The sequence below is a fragment of the Pseudomonas sp. TE3552 genome (assembly GCF_056278945.1).
This window is the reverse complement of the sequence record NZ_JBWBQJ010000001.1, coordinates 414,703-434,146: the sequence shown is the minus strand read 5'-3', so window position 1 is coordinate 434,146 and position 19,444 is coordinate 414,703. Positions and strand designations below refer to the sequence as shown.

Annotated in this window: 9 protein-coding genes; 7 read left to right on the top strand and 2 right to left on the bottom strand. The window is 60.6% G+C overall.

Annotated elements, in window-relative coordinates:
• Nucleotides 1–165: 165 nt before the first annotated feature.
• Nucleotides 166–1,101 (bottom strand): iron-sulfur-binding ferredoxin reductase, encoded by a 936-nt coding sequence (locus ACZ9BB_RS01860; protein ID WP_476212297.1) that lies wholly within the window; start codon nt 1,099–1,101, stop codon nt 166–168.
• Nucleotides 1,094–2,200 (bottom strand): GGDEF domain-containing protein, encoded by a 1,107-nt coding sequence (locus ACZ9BB_RS01855; protein WP_476212296.1) that lies wholly within the window; start codon nt 2,198–2,200, stop codon nt 1,094–1,096. Before ACZ9BB_RS01855 ends, ACZ9BB_RS01860 begins: the two co-directional genes overlap by 8 nt.
• A gap of 488 nt (nt 2,201–2,688) precedes the next feature.
• Between ACZ9BB_RS01855 and ACZ9BB_RS01850 the strand changes: the two genes are divergently transcribed.
• The 7 genes from ACZ9BB_RS01850 to ACZ9BB_RS01820 all read left to right on the top strand — a co-directional run bounded on the left by ACZ9BB_RS01850 (nt 2,689) and on the right by ACZ9BB_RS01820 (nt 19,408).
• On the top strand, nt 2,689–4,212 hold the full coding sequence (locus ACZ9BB_RS01850) for a fumarate hydratase (RefSeq protein WP_095632211.1): 1,524 nt from the start codon (nt 2,689–2,691) through the stop codon (nt 4,210–4,212).
• 329 nt (nt 4,213–4,541) lie between these two features.
• Nucleotides 4,542–9,077 carry a SpvB/TcaC N-terminal domain-containing protein gene (locus tag ACZ9BB_RS01845; protein ID WP_476212295.1) on the top strand — a complete coding sequence of 1,512 codons (4,536 nt, stop codon included), beginning with the start codon at nt 4,542–4,544 and terminating at the stop codon, nt 9,075–9,077.
• Nucleotides 9,074–11,857: an RHS repeat-associated core domain-containing protein gene (locus tag ACZ9BB_RS01840; protein WP_476212294.1), complete on the top strand. Its 2,784-nt coding sequence runs from the start codon at nt 9,074–9,076 to the stop codon at nt 11,855–11,857. Before ACZ9BB_RS01845 ends, ACZ9BB_RS01840 begins: the two co-directional genes overlap by 4 nt.
• Nucleotides 11,858–11,951: 94 nt before the next feature.
• A complete protein-coding gene (locus ACZ9BB_RS01835; protein WP_476212293.1) occupies nt 11,952–14,717 on the top strand; it encodes an RHS repeat domain-containing protein in 2,766 nt (921 codons plus the stop codon).
• 85 nt (nt 14,718–14,802) lie between these two features.
• A complete protein-coding gene (locus tag ACZ9BB_RS01830; protein WP_476212292.1) occupies nt 14,803–16,563 on the top strand; it encodes a sensor histidine kinase in 1,761 nt (586 codons plus the stop codon).
• Nucleotides 16,563–17,897 carry a sigma-54-dependent transcriptional regulator gene (locus ACZ9BB_RS01825; protein WP_476212291.1) on the top strand — a complete coding sequence of 445 codons (1,335 nt, stop codon included), beginning with the start codon at nt 16,563–16,565 and terminating at the stop codon, nt 17,895–17,897. Before ACZ9BB_RS01830 ends, ACZ9BB_RS01825 begins: the two co-directional genes overlap by 1 nt.
• Nucleotides 17,898–18,088: 191 nt before the next feature.
• A complete protein-coding gene (locus tag ACZ9BB_RS01820) occupies nt 18,089–19,408 on the top strand; it encodes an MFS transporter (protein ID WP_476212290.1) in 1,320 nt (439 codons plus the stop codon).
• The last annotated feature ends 36 nt before the right edge of the window (nt 19,409–19,444 follow it).

Here is a 19,444-nt window from a genome sequence, read left to right as displayed (position 1 = left end):
GTGGCGAGGGGGCTTGCCCCCGTTCGGCTGCGAAGCAGTCGTAAAACCGGCACGCTCGGTTTGTCTGATACACCGAGGTGGCGTCTGTTTTTAGGGGCCGCTTCGCAGCCCAACGGGGGCAAGCCCTCTCGCCACAGCAAGCTCGCTCGCCACAGATATCAGCGCTCAACCACGGGGTAGAAAGACATCCGCCAGCAGTTGATTGCGCGGCAAACCCGCCAGGTACAGGCGCCGGGCAAAGGCGTCGACGCTGTCGGGGGCCCCGCAGACTAAGGCCAGGGTTTGCCGCGAAACAAGGCGCAGTTGTGCCAAAGCCGCGGGCAACTCGGCCGCCGTCCACAGCTCGACGCTAAGGTTTTCACGGCTGGCGGCCATGGCTTGCAGGGGTTTGGCCAGATAATGCTCACCCGCATCATGGGCCAGGTGAATGACACGGATGGCGCCCTGGTGATCCTGACGCAACGCTTCGCGCAAGATACCGAACAACGGCCCCAGACCGGTGCCGGCCGCCAATAACCACAACGGTCGGGTGTGCCAGTCCGGGTCGTAATGCAACGCCCCGCCGCGCAGCTCGCCGAGGCGGATCGGATCGCCGATTTTCAACTGGCGTGCCGAATCACTGAACTCCCCGGGCTGACGGCAATCGAGGTGGAACTCCAGAAATCGATCTTCTTGCGGCAGGCTGGCCAGGGAATACGGCCGCGCAATCTGGCCCGCCCACAACACCAGATGCTGCCCCGCCTGATAGCGCAACGGTCGCTCACTCGTCAGGCGTAAACGCAAAACGCTGGCGCTCAGCCAATCGCTGGCGGCCACTTGAGCGGCAAGCCCATCACGCAGCGGGTCAAAGGTTTCGACTTGCAGATCATCGACCACCTGGCACTGACAGGCCAGCCGCCAACCCTGCTGACGCTGCTCATGGCTCAAGGCATCGGGACGGCTGTCGCTGGGCAAGCCCTCGACACATTTAACCAGGCACGCATGGCAACTACCGGCGCGGCAGCTATAGGGCACCGACACGCCGTTCTGATTCAAGGCATCGAGCAGGTTACTCCCCGCCGCCACCGTCCATTGGCGTTCGCCGACCCGTAACTCAGGCATCGACATTCTCCCAGGCCGCCGCGCAACGGTTGCGGCCATCACGCTTGGCGCGGTACAGCGCCTGATCGGCGCGGTGCAAGGCATCGTCCAGATCGTCGCCAAGTTCCAACAAGGTCATACCCGCCGACAGGCTGAGGTGGGCCACATCCAGGCCGACCAATTCAACGTCCATGAAGGCAATGCGCAACCGCTCACAACACGCCGTCAGGCGTTCGGCATCGCAATCGGGCAACAGCACCACAAACTCTTCACCGCCATAGCGGGCCAGAATATCGCCATCGCGCAGGCAGGCGGTGGCCACTCCGGCAAACGCTTGCAGCACCTGATCGCCGGCGGCGTGACCGTGAACATCGTTGATGCGTTTGAAGTGGTCGAGGTCGATCAGCGCCAGCCCATGTATCACACCAACTTCCATGGCGTTCAATTCGCGGGAGGCCAGGCGCAGGAAATGCCGGCGGTTGAACAGCCCGGTGAGTTCATCGGTCGCCACCAAACCTTCGAGCTGGCGCATCATCCCGCGCAGGGTGTCCTGATGCGCCTGCAAGGCAAACCGCCGCTGACGCATACGCTGGCGCGACATCTGGACGTAACGGGCGTAAAGCACCAGCCAGCCGAGTACCACAAACAGCACGCACACCTGCAACAGGGCCTGCGTCGGGTCGGCTAGCTGAAAGTGGTAGCCCTCCCACAACGTGATGGCGCTGAAACTGAAAAACACCAGCAACGCGCACCGCACGAAGGCGGTGCACGAAAGATGAAACAGCCCGAACAATAGAATCAGCAGGTAAAAAACCAGAAACGCGCCGCGCGCCTCGTCCAGGTGGGCGATCAACCAGGTTTGCCACCCCAGCCCCAGCAGTATTTGCACTTCGGTCAGGCTGGGGTCGGGAAAACGCAGGTTACGGCCACTGGAAAACACCGCGAACAACGCCGCCTGGCTGATCACCACCAACCCGCTGCCGATGACCATGCCGTCGATGGAGTCATCGTAATGGCCGGTAAAAAACGCCAGCCACAGCAGCAGCAAAGCCAGGGCGTAAGTGCCGGCTGCAAGGGCAAAGCGCTTGAGCAAAAGCCGCTGGATGGCGTTATGGGTCAATCGTTGATTCACCGTGCGTAAGGAGGCTATCAGAGTGTCCCACTCTACAAGCCGAATGCCACTTTAGTGGCGAGCCTGATAAATAACCATTCAATTTTAGGGGCAAAAAACTGGCGTCAAAGCCATGGCCCGGACTCAAGGAAATCCTGTGGTGAGGGGGCTTGCCCCCGTTCGGCTGCGCAGCAGTCGTAAAATCTGCCAATGCGGTATGTGTGTACCTGAAAGAATGCCGGGGAGCGCTTCGCACTCCAACGGGGGCAAGCCCCCTCGCCACAAAAGCCCTGCGCCCATATTCATCTGTGGGCGGTATGCGACCAACGTTTGACTGTCAACGGATGTGCCCGCGTGCGAGGCGCGGTATACTGCCGCGCCTTTTTAGCGTCGCGCCAGCATGCCCGGCGTGCCTTGAAAGGTGCTTGCAACCGACCGATGCACCCAAGCTGCAAGCACCTTATTGAATGTTCCCGTCTTTTAGAGGAGCGCGACTCATGACCGTGATCAAGCAAGACGACCTGATTCAGAGCGTTGCCGACGCCCTGCAGTTCATTTCCTACTACCACCCCGTTGACTTCATCCAGGCGATGCACGAGGCCTACCTGCGTGAAGAATCGCCGGCAGCCCGCGATTCCATGGCGCAGATCCTGATCAACTCGCGCATGTGCGCTACCGGCCACCGCCCGATCTGCCAGGACACCGGTATCGTTACCGTGTTCGTGCGCGTGGGCATGGACGTGCGTTGGGATGGCGCCACTATGGGCCTGGACGACATGATCAACGAAGGCGTACGCCGGGCTTACAACCTGCCGGAAAACGTCCTGCGTGCCTCGATCCTCGCCGACCCGGCGGGCGCTCGCAAAAACACCAAGGACAACACCCCGGCCGTTATCCACTACTCCATCGTTCCGGGTAACACCGTGGAAGTGGACGTGGCAGCCAAGGGTGGCGGTTCCGAGAACAAGTCGAAAATGGCCATGCTCAACCCGTCCGACTCGATCGTTGACTGGGTACTCAAGACCGTTCCGGAAATGGGCGCCGGCTGGTGCCCACCGGGCATGCTCGGCATCGGCATCGGCGGCACCGCCGAGAAAGCCGCCGTCATGGCCAAGGAAGTGTTGATGGAATCCATCGACATTCACGAGCTTAAAGCACGGGGCCCGCAGAACCGTATCGAAGAGATGCGCCTGGAGCTGTTCGAGAAGGTCAACCAACTGGGCATCGGCGCCCAGGGCCTGGGTGGCCTGACCACCGTGCTCGACGTGAAGATCATGGATTACCCGACCCACGCCGCATCCCTGCCGGTGTGCATGATCCCGAACTGCGCCGCCACCCGTCACGCGCACTTCGTGCTCGACGGTTCCGGCCCGGCCTCGCTGGAAGCGCCACCACTGGACGCTTACCCGGAAATCGTCTGGGAAGCCGGCCCATCGGCCCGTCGCGTCAACCTCGACACGCTGACCCCGGAAGAAGTGCAGAGCTGGAAGCCGGGCGAAACCGTCCTGCTCAACGGCAAAATGCTCACCGGTCGCGACGCGGCGCACAAGCGCATGGTCGAGATGCTGAACAAGGGTGAAACCCTGCCGGTGGACCTCAAGGGTCGCTTCATCTACTACGTTGGCCCGGTTGATCCGGTACGCGAAGAAGTGGTTGGCCCTGCCGGTCCGACCACCGCGACGCGGATGGACAAGTTCACCCGTCAGATCCTCGAGCAAACCGGCCTGTTGGGCATGATCGGCAAATCCGAGCGCGGGCCTACCGCGATCGAAGCGATCAAGGACCACAAAGCCGTTTACCTGATGGCTGTCGGCGGCGCGGCTTACCTGGTGGCGCAAGCCATCAAGAAATCCCGCGTGGTGGCGTTCGCCGAACTGGGCATGGAAGCGATCTACGAGTTCGACGTCAAAGACATGCCTGTGACCGTTGCGGTCGACAGCAAGGGCGAGTCGGTACACATCACCGGTCCTGCCATCTGGCAGAAAAAGATCAGTGAAAGCCTGGCGGTGGAAGTGCAGTAAGCACAACCCTCTCCAGACACGGCCGGGTCATCCCCCAGATGACCCGGCCGTTTTTTTTCCAACACCACAAAACCCATTGTGGGAGCGGGCTTGCTCGCGAAAGCGGTATACCAGCCGCAAAATATTTATCGGATGCACCGGCTTCTTCGCGAGCAAGCCCGCTCCCACAGGGATTGTGGTGTGTCCTGCAATCGCGATAAAAAGCCACGCCTTGCAACCCAATCATTCTAAAAAAACCACCTTCACCTGTCAGATCTGACAGGTTACGTCTCTCCCCCTTCTTGATAGCGTTAGTCCACCCACGCCCACCGTGCGCATTGGATGAAACCATGGCAGATCAAGACCTCAGCATCACGACGCCGTCCATCGCAAAAAGCGCATCGATCGCCACCATCGGCAAAAGCTGGGTCGCCGTGGGCCCGACCGGGGCGGCATCTTTCGAACTGCCGATACCGGCTTCCGCAGGGCGGGGTTGGGATCCGCAACTGTCCCTGACTTACAGCAGCCAGGCGGGTAACGGGCCGTTCGGCATCGGCTGGAACCTGGGGGTCGGCCAGATCAGCCGCCGCACCCACAAAGGTGTGCCGCGCTATACCGATCATGACGAAATCATCGGTGACGACGGCAAAATCTGGGAGCCCGCACGCAACTCAGACAAAACACTCAAGTCCCGCCTCGAAAGTAGCTACAACGGCGTCGACATCGGCCCGCACAGCGTGGTGCGTTATCGGCCACAGGGCGAAAAGGGCTTTGCCCTGCGAGAACGCTGGCAACGGGTGAGCCGGTCAAGAGAGGCGAATCCACCAACATTCTGGCTGGTGCACAACGCCGATGGCTCACTGCACGTGTACGGCAAAACCACGTCTTCGCGCCGGGCCGATCCCGACGATCCGCTACGCGTGGGCACCTGGCTGCTGTGCGAAAGCATGAACGCCCACGGCGAACATATTTGCTTTGATTACAAAGCCGATGATCAAGACGCCGACCCCGTCCATGACTACCGCGCCCAGCGTTACCTGCATCGGGTGTTCTACGGCAACTTCACGGCCAGCAAGGATTTGTATGCCTGGACGATGGAAAACCCGGCGGATCTGGACTGGCATTTTCATCTGCTGTTCGACTACGGCGAGCGCAGCACGTCGCTGACCGAAAAACCCGTATATGACGGCGGCACACTGCAACCCTGGCTGACGCGCGCGGACGCCTTCTCGACTTATGGGCAGGGCTTTGAAACGGGCACGCGCCGACTCTGCCGGCAAGTGTTGATGTTTCACTACTTCCCTACCGAACTAGGCGTCGAGCCAGTGCTGGTGCGGCGTCTGTTGCTGGAGTACTCGAAAAACACACCGGCATGGACCTTCAGCCAGGTAACCGCCGCCCACTATCAGGCCTACGACGCCAGCGGTGCCGTGGAAAACAGCCCACCGGTGGAGTTCGACTACTCGCCATTCGAGATCAATCAAACGCCCACACGATGGCTTGAAGCGGACAACATGCCAGGCCTCGAGGATGGCCAGTACTACCAGAGTGTCGACCTGTACGGTGAAGGCGTGCCAGGCGTTCTCTGCCGCTATGACCAGAGCTGGTACTACCGAGAACCGCTGCGCGCCCCGTCGGGGCCCGATGACATCGGCTACGGGCCCTGGACAGCGCTGGACAATATTCCGGTCGCCGATCGCAACAAACCCGTGCATCAGGTGCTGACCGACCTGACCGGTGACGGGCGTCTGGACTGGATCACGGCCGAACCGGGCATGAGTGGTTTTCGCACATTGAATGCGGATCGCAGCTGGGCAGAGCTCATCGCCTTTGACGCGTTGCCGGTAGAGTTTTTTCACACCCTTGTACAGCTGGGCGATTTTACGGGCGACGGGCTCAGCTCCCTGGGTTTGATCGGCCCCAAATGCGTACGTATTTACGCCAACCGTCGCGAGGAAGGTTTCGCCCGTGCCGAAGAGGTCGCACATGAGCCGCCTGACGACCGGCTGCCCCTGTTCAGCAACTCCCCCAGCGAACTGGTGCTGCTGGGCAACCTGCTGGGCAGCGACATGACCGAGCTGTGCCGCATCCGACATAACGAAATCAAGTGCTGGCCAAATCTGGGGCACGGCAAATTCGGCCAGGGACGGGTGATCAGCGCCTTGCCGTTCGAGTACGGCGAATTCGATTCCGCACGGGTGCGAATCGCCGATCTCGACGGGTCCGGCGCACCGGCACTGATCTATCTGAAATCCACTGCGTTCGAGATTTACCTGAACCGTGGCGGCAACGGGCTGGAGCAGACGCCGATCGTTGTGCCCTGGCCGCAGGACGTGCGTTACGACCCTTTGTGCCAGGTCACCTTCGCCGACCTGCAAGGCCTTGGCTGTGCCAGCCTGATCCTGACGGTGCCGCACATGAAACCGCAGCATTGGCGCTACGACTTTGTCGCCGCCAAACCGTACCTGCTGACGGCCAGCAACAACAACATGGGCTGCAGCGCCCGGGCGGTCTATCGCAGCTGCGCGCAGGAATGGCTGGACGAAAAGCAAGAACGGCTCGTGGCCAACCCGACAGAGGTCCCGGCGTGCTTTTTACCCTTCCCCGTCCAGGTCGTGCATCAACAGCGCCAGCTGGATGAAGTCACGGGCAATTGCCTGACCCAATCGTTTGCCTATCGCCAGGGTGTTTACGACGGCAAGGAGCGCGAGTTCCGCGGCTTTGGCCAACTGCGACAAACCGACAGCGAGACCGCCACGGGCGACGACGATATTGGCTTCACGGCACCGGTACGGGTGTGCACCTGGTTCCATACCGGGCAGTCTATGGACAGGCCACGCGAGGGTTATTTCGATCGCGACACCGAGGCCTTCCCCTTGGGCGACACGCTGTTCAGCCGTTATCACGCCAATGATGAGTGTGATGAGCCCGTGACACCGCCCGACGATACCACCCGCTACGAAATCGCCCGGGCACTGGTTGGCTCGGTCGCCAGAATCGAAACCTATGCCGCTCAGGATGACCCGGCCACGGCGCAGCCTTACTCGGTGCAAGAGCACCGCTACCTGGTTCGCGAAGTACGGCCCCGCGGTGAACTGTATGCCGCGGCGGTGCTGCTGCCCCTGGCGCTGGAGACGATCAGCTACCAATACGAACGCTGTGTCGACGACCCGCTGTGCCGTCATGACGTGACCCTGCGGTGGAACGCCTACGGCCTGCCCACCCACGCGCTGACCATCAGCTATGCGCGGCGCCGGACCGCAGCGGACACGCCGCCCTTTACTGATCCCGATGAACAGCAGTGGTGGCGGGACGCTCATGACGAGGCTCAGCAGTTCTTTTATCTGAGCGAAACCCGCGCCCGGTTCATCAACCTGGACGAGGACCCCCAGCACTGGCGGCTCGGGTTACCCTGGGAGCAACGCAGCAATGCGCTGGTATTACCCAAAGGCACACTACCGTCGAGGCTCAACCCAAAGGAAGTGTCGTACAAGACACTGGCAGAGCATCACAACTCGCCCGAATGGAACGAGCTAAGGGTGTTGACCGGGCAATCGATACAACGCTACCTCAAGACTGAAGACGGCACTGTATGGCCCGATGACCCGGACAAAGGCTCAGCCGATTTCGAAGCCTTGGCCGGCCCGGTGGAAGTGGCGCAAATGGACAAGACGGCGCTGGACGCTTACAGCATTCTCCCACCGCCCTTCAATATCCTGGCCGAACTGGACATCATTGGTTATAAGCCCATGCCATTGCTGTTCGAAACACCTTCCCCGACAGACGACCTGTGGTCGGCCTGCTACGGTTACGCCGAGTACGACAGGCTCGATGGTTTTTACAAGGTGCGAAAATACCATGAGACTCCCAGCCACGGCGTGACCAAGGCTCAATACGATCCCTATTGTCTGGCGATCATCAGCGTCGAATTGCCCGACGGTTGCACCACCCGGATCGAATACGACTATCACGCGCTGCAACCCCTGCGCATCATCGATGCCAACGACAACGTTCAGGAGGCCCTTTACGAACCTTCCGGACAGCCGCTGGCCATCAGTTTTTACGGCACCGAAAATGGCAGTACCGCCGGCTTCGGGCAGCTGAGCGATTACGATCGACCAGAGGATTATCGGCCGGACCCGGCCATCGACAACCCGCCGGCCGCCGTGCAAGACGCCGCCAGCACGTTGCGCAAAGACTTGTTCAGCTGGATGGGACAGCTTCCTCCTTTCGCCAGCGAAACCGCCGAATGGCGCGATGCCTGGATCGCGGACGGTTATGTCCTGCCCAGCGGGCACATCCGCGCCAGCGCGCGCCAGCGGTTGCGGCAACGCAGCCCGCTGACGACGGCGGAACAGGCGTTGAGCCGACTCATCGACACGGTTCACCGCGAGCCGGTGCACAGCGTCATCCTCAGCGCCGACCGTTATCCCTACGACAGCGAACCTGCACAGATTCAAATCGTTAAAGCCTGCGTGGACGGTTTTGGCCGGGCGCTGCAAACCCAGCAACGGGTCGAGCCCGGCCTGGCGTATGCGGTGGCTGCCGACGGTTCATTGATTGTCGACCGTGGCGAGTTGCGCGAGGAATTCGCTGACCCGCGCTGGCGCATCAGCGAACGGGTGGACTACAACAACAAAGGTCAGGCCGTCCGGCAGTATCGGCCGTTTTTTGCCAACACCCATCACTACGTCAACGACCAGTCCCTGCGCGAGCTCGGCCATTTCGATCAACTGTTCTATGACGTAACGGGCCGGCCGATCAAGCTGATCAACGCCAAAGGCTATTTTTCCCGCGAGACCTATCATCCCTGGTACCACGTCAGCGAAGACTTCAACGACACCGATGAGACGCTGTCAACGCCACCGCCGGGCGCATCGTCATGACGACCAGTGTCCATTGGCGCACGCCCGCGCTCACGGTGAGTGATGGCCGTGGCCTGCCGGTCCGCCAGGTCGCCTATCTGCGTACGGTTGCCAGTGACACGGCAACTGCCCTGGTGACCCGCCAGCATTACGATGCGGCCGGCCGCCTGGTGGCGCAATGGGATCCGCGACTGTTTGGCACGGCGCCCAAACCCAACCTTGCCACCGTCTATGGTCTTGCGGGCGAGTCGCTCAGCGTCGACAGTGTGGATGCCGGCTGGCGCCTGAGCCTGCCAGGGCTGGCAGGGGAAGCGCTGCACCGTTGGGACGCGCGCGGCAATCACTGGCGCAGCACTTACGATAACCAGTTGCGGGTGGTGGCGGTGGAGGAAAACGCGCAGCCGGACGTCGAAACCTTCACCTATGCCACAGCCGCGGCCGACGCCGGCCACAACCTGCGCGGGCAGTTGCTCGAGCAGGTGGATCCATCGGGCAGCGTGCGCCTCGACAGCTACGGTCTGAACGGTGAGCCGCTGCGCGAAACCCGTACCTTCCACGACCCCCAGACGTTTGTCAGCCGCCGCAGCTACAGCCCCTTGGGCACCGTGCTCGAGCAGGTTGATGCCGGCGATCATCGGCAGCAATCGCGTTACGACCTCGCCGGGCAGCTCAAACAGGTGCAGCTACAGCTCAACGGGCAAACGGGCTGGCAACCGGTGTTGCTGGACGCGCAGTACAACGCCGCCGGACAAATCATTGAGCAACACGCGGGTAACGGGGTGATCAGCCGTTGGCGCTACGACTCGGCCGACGCGCGCCTGCTACGGCAATACTCACAGAAAAACCAGGCGCCGGCCTTTCAGGACTTCGAGTATGTCTATGACCCGGCAGGCCACCTCACGCGCCTGCTCGACCATGTTTTCACGCCCCGGCATTTCGCCAACCAGCGCATCGATGGCCACCGCGAGTTCAGCTATGACTCGTTGTATCGACTGCACAGCGCCAGCGGTTACGACGACAGCCCGCCCTCGGACACTCCGGGCCGCCCACAACCCACCGATCCCGCCAACCGGCTCAACTACACGCAGACTTACCAGTACGACGACGGCGGCAACCTGATCAAACTCTGCCATGTGCGCGAGGGTGCCAGCCATACCCGCGAGATGTTCATCGACCCCGCCAGCAACCGTGGCGTGCGCTGGGTCACGGGCGATCCCGCGCCGGTGTTCGACCGCCTGTTCGACCGCCACGGCAACCTCCAGGCCTTGCAGCCCGGGCAAAGCCTGCAGTGGAACACGCGTGATCAATTGCAATCGGTGACACTGGTCGATCGCGACAATGGCCCCGACGACGTAGAGCATTACCGCTACAGCCAGGGGGTGCGGGTCCACAAGCGCCTGGAAACCCATACCGCCACGACCAGCCATTTTCACGATGTGCGCTACCTGCCGGGACTGGAGATCCGCACCCGGGACAACCGTGAAGAATTGCACCTCATTACCCTCGCCATCGGGCTCGGCAACGTACGGTGCCTGCATTGGGTGACCGGTAAACCGCCGGGTATCGACGCCGATCAACTGCGCTACACCCTGGATGACCACTTGGGTTCTTGCCTGATGGAGCTGGACCAACAGGCCCGGCTAATCAGCCACGAAGGCTACTACCCGTTCGGCGCCACCGCATGGATGGCGGCATCGTCGGCGGTGGAGGCCGATTACAAGACCGTGCGCTATTCGGGCAAGGAAATGGATGTCAGCGGGCTGTACTACTACGGCGCCCGATACTACGCACCGTGGCTTCAGCGCTGGGTGAGTGCCGATCCGGCGGGGGATGTGGATGGGCTGAATCTGTATGGGTTTGTGGGAAACAACCCGCTGCGCTATGTGGATCCTGACGGGGCAAACAAAGCAGAAAGCGTGATTTTCAATTACTCGAAATTTATTTCCGTTCTCGGTGGTTATGCCGATCAGACACTCCAGCAACTGGACAACGTCATCCATCAAAAGAACAACCTGCCCGAACTGGGCAAGAACCTGCTGGGCGAGACTATCAATGGGATCATCGGCTATGAGGGTGGAGTTTTTGGTAGTTCGCAAGCCAGCACATTCCTTCCGCAATTCCCTCATTACGCCGCCTTTAAACCGCAGATGGCAGTGCCTTTCCTCGAAGGATTAACCGGCGGCAACGCCGGTGGAGACATGGCCGGAGGAATGACCGCTCCCTTTACCAATAACTTGGGCCTGATCCGCCCACTGATACCGCAAACCTCGACCATTTCAGTTGCAGCAATTGATAAACAATTAGGTCTCGCTAAAGATGAAGGCATTAACTGGCGAGAGCTTCCCGGTAAGGTGCTCAACCCTGGTTTTTTAATGAACAGGGTGATCGCATCGGTCATATCAATCATCGGTGGTGCTCTTAATATGGGCTCTCGGGTTCAGGAAGCCGAGGACATCAACAACCGGCTCGACCCGGTCAAGATCAATAAAATCGAGACGATGCTCAGCGACTGGAAAGCCGCTACCGAGCAACGTTGGACGCACGCCGAAGCCGCCTTCAATGCGTTGGGTGCCAACGTTATCGATCCGGCCAACCTGCTCTCTAACGTCAACCACATGACGCCCAAAGAAATGCTCGCACCGATTCACCGCTCGGTATTGCAACAGCAAACCAGAACCACCCTTGACTACATAGATCGCGCTCAAAAAGGAATGGCTTACTACAAAGAGATGGGCACCACGGACAATCAGTTTCTATTGCGCCAAGCGCGAACCGCCTCACGAACGTCCTCTAGACGATGACTGACTCTCGGAGTGCCAACGCGTGAACCGATCACTGCATTTGCATACGCCTACCCTGCTTATCCATGACCCTCGAACGCTAACGGTGAGGCAAGTGGACTATTTGCGCACGACAACCACTATTGAAAGTCTTGTCACTCGCCAACACCACGATCCCGCCGGACGATTGATCGCGCAATCGGATCCGCGCCTGTCCGGCACCGCGCCCAAGGCCAATCTGGCCACGGTCTACAACCTGACCGGCGGGCCGCTGAAAGTCGACAGCGTCGATTCCGGCTGGCGCTTAAGCCTGCCGGGGTTGGCGGGCGAAGTGCTGCAGCGTTGGGATCAGCGCGGCCATCACTGGCAGACCCGCTACGACGACCAGTTACGCCCGGTCGCCATCGAAGAAGATGCGCAGCCGGACGTCGAACGATTCAGCTATGCCGACGGTGGCGCGGATGCCGATCACAACCTGCGCGGCCAGTTGCTCGAACAGATAGATCCGTCGGGCATCCTGAGTATCAGCAGCTATGGCCTGCTCGGCCAGCCATTGACTGAAACCCGCACCTTTGCCGGCAACGGCGACACCTTCACCAGTCGTCACCTCTTCAGCCCGCTCGGCAGCCTGCTCGCCCACACCGATGCCGGCGGCCATCAACAACTGTCGCACTATGACCTCGCCGGGCAGCTCAACCAGGTGTCGTTACAGCTGGCCGGTGCCACTTCGTCGGAACCGCTTTTGCGCGAAGCCCACTACAACGCCGCTGGTCAGCTGAGCGATCAACTCGCCGGCAACGGTGTACGCAGCAGCTGGTTCTACGACCCGGCCGACGGTCGTCTGCTTCGTTTGCTGGCACAGAAGGACCAGGAAGATCCCCTGCAGGATATGCGCTACAGCTACGACCCGATGGGTAACGTGTTGCGCATCGACGACCCCACCCTCACCACCGTGTATTTCGCCAACCAACGGGTTGAGGGCCATCGCACTTTCACCTATGACTCGCTGTACCGCCTGACCGAAAGCAGCGGCTTCGAGGGCGATATCCCCCACCTGCAACCGGGCCTGCCCTCGCCAATCCAGCCGATCGACCCCGGGCGTCGCTTCAACTACACCGAGCATTATCAGTACGACGCCGGTAACAATCTGGTCGAGTTGCGGCACATACGCAAAGGCAACATGTTCACGCAAGAGATGCGCATCGACCCACACAGCAACCGTGGCGTGCGCTGGAAACCAGGCGACGCCGAACCGGTTTTCAGCGATCACTTCGACCCGCACGGCAATCAGCTGAATCGGCAACCCGGCACCCTGCCGCTTGAATGGAACAGCCGCGATCAATTGACTAAAGTGACGTTGCTCGAGCACAGCAACGGTCTGCCCGATGACGAAGAAACCTACCGCTATAGCCAGGGCGAGCGCGTCTACAAAAGCTCGTTGACCCACACCTCAACCGTCACCCACCGGCGCGAAGTGCGCTATTTGCCCGGGCTGGAAATCCATGACCGCAGCGACGGCCAGCAGTTGCACGTCATCGTCCTGCCGGGCGCCCGCTGCCTGCACTGGGTCAGCGGCCAGCCCGCCGGCATCGAAGCCGATCAACTGCGCTACAGCCTCGACGACCACCTGGGCTCATGCGCGCTGGAACTCGACCGTCGTGCTGGCGTGATCAGTCAGGAGTTCTACTACGCCTTCGGCGGTACCGCATGGTGGGCGACGCGTTCGGTGCTGGAAGCCAGTTACAAGACCATTCGCTATTCGGGCAAGGAAATGGACGCCAGCGGGTTGTATTACTACGGGGCCCGTTATTACGCACCGTGGTTGCAGCGCTGGATCAGTGCAGACCCGGCGGGGGATGTGGATGGGCTGAATCTGTATGCATTCGTTGGCAACAATCCAGTCGGTTACGTCGACATCAATGGCGAAGTCAAAATGCCAACCATGGCCGATTTCCACGCGGGTATCGCCAGGATCATTGCCTCGGAAAACGCCAGCTATGCCAAGAATAGGCAAGCCATTGCAACACGCCATATGAAAGATCAAATGAACAAGCAAGTGACGCGTCATATCGAAATACTGGGGATCACTAAAGGCCGCGTGCGCGATGCCGGCGAGCAGCTTAGCAATATGGGCTCAGGCTCGAACGTTGCACGTGCGACGACGCGCAGAACGTTGGTGCTGGCGGGAGGAAAGGCCATCAGCTATGGCATCGGCTTTCTCGTCGGTCTTGGCAGCCAGCTCTTGGGCGCCGCGGCGCCGGGGATCGGTAACGTGGTAGGCGCGGGGCTGGGGTTCGCCGCCAAAATTGCCGTCAGCAATCTCGTGGACTATGTGGCCGAAAGAACAGGTTTGAGCGCTTCGGTCAATTTGAAAACCACAAAGCTGACGGCCGATAAAATTATAAAAAAAGCCGAACACAAACAAATGGATCCCCTTGAATACATAAAAGCCAAATATCAGAACATGAATTTCAGCTCTCAGAAGGCGCAGTTAAAGCTGGGCAAAGAAGGCACTGCTCAGGTTTCCAGCCAACTATTGAAGACAACACTCACCGGACTACCCTCGGAAGCCGTGAGCGCAATCAGCAGTGGCATTAACATCTTGGTGGGGCTACCGGAAATAGTTGATGAAGCGATAGGGGCCAGTCGGGGAAAATCAGACGAAAAAATGGCCCAATTCGAAAGCGGCATTCTCAATCTCATAGGCGCGATTGACTCAAGCATGCGAGGCATTCACGAATATGCCGACGCGCTTTCCATAGACAATATAGGCGGGATCGATATTCAAGCGCTGGATCAGGAAACGGGAAAAATCAACGGTATTCTCAACAATCTCCTGGGCTCCGTGCGGGACCACAGGAACAGTCGTAAGGCCGCCTGAATCGACAAGTTTTACCCGGGGCACACGGGCCACGCCCGGCAACATGTTATGGTGCGCGCCCGTATTGCTGACTGTTTTCAACGCCATGCTTGCGACTTCCCGAACGTTACGCCTGACGCTGTACACCCTGCTGATCGTCGCCGGTGCGGTTCTGGCTGCCACCTTTGCCATCCGCCACGCCGAGCGCCAGGCGCTGGAAGAAGACGCCGCCCGCGCCAGTCAGCAATTGGCGTTGTACGCCAACTCCCTGCACACGCTGATTGAACGCTATCGCGCCCTGCCCGCCGTGCTGGCGCTGGACCCGCAATTACGCGCCGCGCTAAACGGTGAAGTGAGCCCCGAAGAGCAGCTTGCATTGAATCGCAAACTGGAGAAAATCAACGGCGCCGCGCAGTCCTCGACCCTGGAACTGCTCGACCGTACCGGCCTCGCCGTGGCCGCCAGCAACTGGCGCCTGCCCAGCAGTTACGTCGGCCACAATTACGGTTTTCGCCCCTACTTCAGCCAGACCCGCACCCAGGGCACCGGACGTTTTTATGCGGTGGGCGTCACCAGCGGCATTCCCGGTTACTTCCTGTCCAGCGCGGTGACCGGCGACGATGGCGAGTTCCTCGGTGCCATGGTGGTCAAACTCGAATTTCCGGAACTGGAGCGTGAATGGCGCCAGGGCAGCGACACGTTGCTGGTCAGCGATGCGCGCGGAATCATCTTCATCGCCAATCAACCCGGCTGGCGCTATCGCCTGCTGCGGCCCCTGAACGCCAGCGATCACACCGAACTCAAGGCCACGCGCCAATACGACAAACAACCGCTGACCCCGCTTGAGTATCGTTCGGTGCGGCGCTTCGACGACAACAGTGATTTGACCCGGGTCAATGGCCCCGAGGGGACGGCGGATTACCTCTGGGAATCCCTGCCGCTGGCCACCGAAGGCTGGACGCTGCACTTGCTGCGCCGCCCGCAGGTAGCCTTCGAAGACCTGCGCAACGCCGGGCTCGCGGCTGCCGGGGTGTGGCTGGCCGTGGTGTTTCTGTTGCTGTTCCTCAATCAGCGTTGGCGGCTGGCGAAATTGCGCCAGCGCAGCCGCGAAGAACTCGAGCGACTGGTAGAAGAACGCACCCGGGATTTGCGCACCGCCCAGGACGGCTTGGTGCAATCGGCCAAACTCGCCGCCCTCGGCCAGATGTCTGCGGCGCTGGCCCATGAAATCAACCAGCCGCTGACCGCCCAGCGCATGCAATTGGCGACCTTGCGCCTGCTGCTCGATCATGGCCGGGTCGACGACGCTTACAAGGCGCTGAAACCGGTGGACGATATGCTCACCCGCATGGCCGCGCTCACCGGCCACCTGAAAACCTTCGCCCGCAAAAGCCCCAGCGGCCTGCGTGAACGGCTGGACCTGGCGACAGTGGTCGATCAATCCTTGCAGTTGCTGGATACGCGCTTGCGGGATGAAAACGTCAGTATCGTGCTGCACCTGACGCGTCCGGCCTGGGTGCGTGGCGATGCGATTCGCCTGGAACAGGTGCTGATCAACCTGCTGCGCAATGCCCTGGATGCGATGCACGACAAACCCTGCAAACGTCTGGAAATCCGTCTTGAAGCCGACGAACAGCTCTGGCGCCTGACCGTCGCCGATAACGGTGGCGGCATTGCCGAAGAACATCTGGCACAAGTCTTCGATCCGTTCTTCACCACCAAACCGGTGGGCGATGGCCTGGGGCTGGGGCTCGCCGTATCCTTCGCGATCGTTCACGAAGCGGGTGGGCGCCTGAGTGCCGACAACGGCGAAAACGGCGCGGTGTTCACCCTGGCGTTGCCCATTGATCTGGAGGTGCCTGCCTGATGCTCAATTCGGTGATGGTGGTCGATGATGAAAGCAGCATCCGCAGTGCTGTCGAACAATGGCTGAGCCTGTCGGGGTTCGAGGTGCAGCTGTTCAGTCGCGCCGACGAATGCCTGGCGCAACTGCCCAGGCATTTCCCCGGGGTGATTCTCAGCGATGTGCGCATGCCCGGCATGACGGGGCTGGAGCTGCTGGCCGAAGTCCAGCGCCGCGATGCCGATTTGCCGGTGATCCTGCTGACCGGTCACGGCGATGTGCCGATGGCGGTCGAAGCGATGCGCGATGGCGCCTACGACTTCCTTGAGAAACCCTTCAGCCCGGAAACCCTGATGAGCAGTCTGCGTCGAGCGCTGGACAAGCGTCGACTGGTGCTGGAAAACCGTGCCCTGCATGAGCAGGCGGACAATCGCGCCAAACTCGATGCCACCCTGCTGGGGGTGTCCCGTGGCTTGCAGACGTTGCGTCGGCAGGTGCTGGACCTGGCGACGTTGCCGGTCAACGTGCTGATCCGTGGCGAAACCGGCAGCGGCAAGGAATTGGTCGCCCGTTGCCTGCACGACTTCGGTCCGCGCGCTGACAAAGCCTTCGTGGCGCTGAATTGCGCGGCGATTCCGGAGCAGTTGTTCGAGGCCGAACTGTTCGGTCATGAGAGCGGTGCGTTCACGGGCGCCCAAGGCAAACGTATCGGCAAACTCGAATACGCCGATGGCGGCACGTTGTTTCTCGATGAAATCGAAAGCATGCCGCTGGCCCAGCAGGTGAAATTATTGCGGGTGTTGCAGGAGCAGAAGCTTGAACGATTGGGTTCCAACCAGAGCATCCACGTGGACTTGCGGATCATCGCCGCGACCAAACCCGATTTGCTGGATGAAGCCCGGGCCGGACGTTTTCGCGAAGATTTGGCCTATCGCTTGAACGTCGCCGAGTTGCGTTTGCCGCCATTGCGCGATCGGCGTGAAGACATTCCTCTGTTGTTCGAGTTCTTCGCGCAGAATGCCGCCGAGCGTTTGGGGCGCACCTTCGCGCCCTTGAGCGGGCCGCAATTGAGCCATCTGCTGAGCCACGACTGGCCGGGCAATGTGCGCGAACTGGCGAACGTCGCCGAACGCCAAGTACTGGGCCTCGGCGAACCGGAACCGGTGGGGATCGATCCCGGCCAGTCGCTGGCGGCGCAGCAAGAAGCCTTCGAAGCCCATTGCCTGCGCGCGGCACTGACCCGGCATAAAGGCGATGTGAAAGCGGTGCTTGAAGAACTGCAACTGCCGCGTCGTACCTTCAATGAAAAGATGCAGCGCCATGGGCTGACACGCGAGATGTTCATATCCGACACATGACCTGTGGCCTCACCACAAATAATCGGCGGAAATCCGCTCATACTCACGCACACCTTGAGCGACTATCCGCTCAACAAAACCTCCTACCCCCTCTAAACCGGCCCTCCTCCTCTTGGCACAGCTCCTGCTATAGCCCTGGCAGGCTGCGTTTACACGCGCTCCACAAAAACAATTAAATGAAGGATCCTTCAATGGATAACTCCAACGCCCTGCCTCTTGGGTCGGCTGCCGCGCCGGCTAAAGAAAGAACCACCGCCAGCCGGATCAAATCGATCTTCAGCGGCTCTGTCGGCAACATGGTCGAGTGGTACGACTGGTACGTCTATGCCGCCTTCTCCCTGTACTTCGCCAAAACCTTCTTCCCCGCCGGTTCCTCCACCGCACAGCTGATGAACACCGCTGCGATCTTCGCCGTGGGCTTCCTGATGCGTCCGATCGGTGGCTGGCTGATGGGCCTCTACGCGGACCGCGCCGGTCGTAAACGTGCGTTGATGGCCTCGGTGTATCTGATGTGTTTCGGCTCACTGCTGATCGCTTTGAGCCCCAATTATGAAACCATCGGTATCGGTGCGCCGATCCTGCTGGTGTTCGCTCGCCTGCTGCAGGGTTTGTCGGTTGGGGGTGAGTACGGCACCTCGGCGACGTATCTCAGCGAGATGGCGACCAAGGAGCGTCGCGGCTTCTATTCCAGCTTCCAGTACGTGACCCTGATCTCCGGCCAACTCATCGCCCTGGCGGTGCTGATTGTGCTGCAACAGACCCTGACCACCGAGCAACTCTACGCCTGGGGCTGGCGCATCCCGTTCGCCATCGGCGCGCTGTGTGCCGTGGTCGCGCTCTATCTGCGTCGTGGCATGGAAGAAACCGAGTCGTTCACCAAGAAGGAAAAGGCCAAGGAAAGCGCCATGCGTACCTTGCTGCGCCATCCCAAGGAACTGATGACCGTGGTCGGCCTGACCATGGGCGGTACGCTGGCGTTCTACACCTACACCACGTACATGCAGAAATACCTGGTGAACACCGTCGGCATGAGCATTTCCGACTCCACGACGATTTCCGCGGCCACGCTGTTCCTGTTCATGTGCCTGCAACCGATCATCGGTGGGCTGTCGGATAAAATCGGTCGTCGGCCGATCCTGATCGCCTTCGGCATCCTCGGGACACTGTTCACCGTTCCGATCCTGACCACCCTGCACACCATCCAGACCTGGTGGGGTGCGTTCTTCCTGATCATGGCGGCGCTGATCATCGTCAGCGGCTACACCTCGATCAACGCGGTGGTCAAAGCCGAATTGTTCCCCACCGAAATCCGTGCACTGGGCGTTGGCCTGCCGTACGCACTGACGGTGTCGATCTTCGGCGGTACCGCTGAATACATCGCGCTGTGGTTCAAGAGCATTGGTATGGAAACCGGTTACTACTGGTATGTCACGGCGTGCATCGCGGTGTCGTTGCTGGTGTACGTGACCATGAAAGACACCCGCAAGCATTCGCGGATCGAGACCGACTGACAGTTACATTGATGCTGGCTGTGACGGCCTCTTCGC

What these genes read in the sequence shown, in the direction of transcription:
- ACZ9BB_RS01825 (WP_476212291.1), top strand. Translation starts at nt 16,563, where the DNA reads ATGCTCAATTCGGTGATGGTGGTCGATGATGAAAGCAGCATCCGCAGT.
- ACZ9BB_RS01840 (WP_476212294.1), top strand. Translation starts at nt 9,074, where the DNA reads ATGACGACCAGTGTCCATTGGCGCACGCCCGCGCTCACGGTGAGTGAT.
- ACZ9BB_RS01860 (WP_476212297.1), bottom strand. Translation starts at nt 1,101, where the DNA reads ATGCCTGAGTTACGGGTCGGCGAACGCCAATGGACGGTGGCGGCGGGG.
- ACZ9BB_RS01830 (WP_476212292.1), top strand. Translation starts at nt 14,803, where the DNA reads ATGCTTGCGACTTCCCGAACGTTACGCCTGACGCTGTACACCCTGCTG.
- ACZ9BB_RS01845 (WP_476212295.1), top strand. Translation starts at nt 4,542, where the DNA reads ATGGCAGATCAAGACCTCAGCATCACGACGCCGTCCATCGCAAAAAGC.
- ACZ9BB_RS01820 (WP_476212290.1), top strand. Translation starts at nt 18,089, where the DNA reads ATGGATAACTCCAACGCCCTGCCTCTTGGGTCGGCTGCCGCGCCGGCT.
- ACZ9BB_RS01850 (WP_095632211.1), top strand. Translation starts at nt 2,689, where the DNA reads ATGACCGTGATCAAGCAAGACGACCTGATTCAGAGCGTTGCCGACGCC.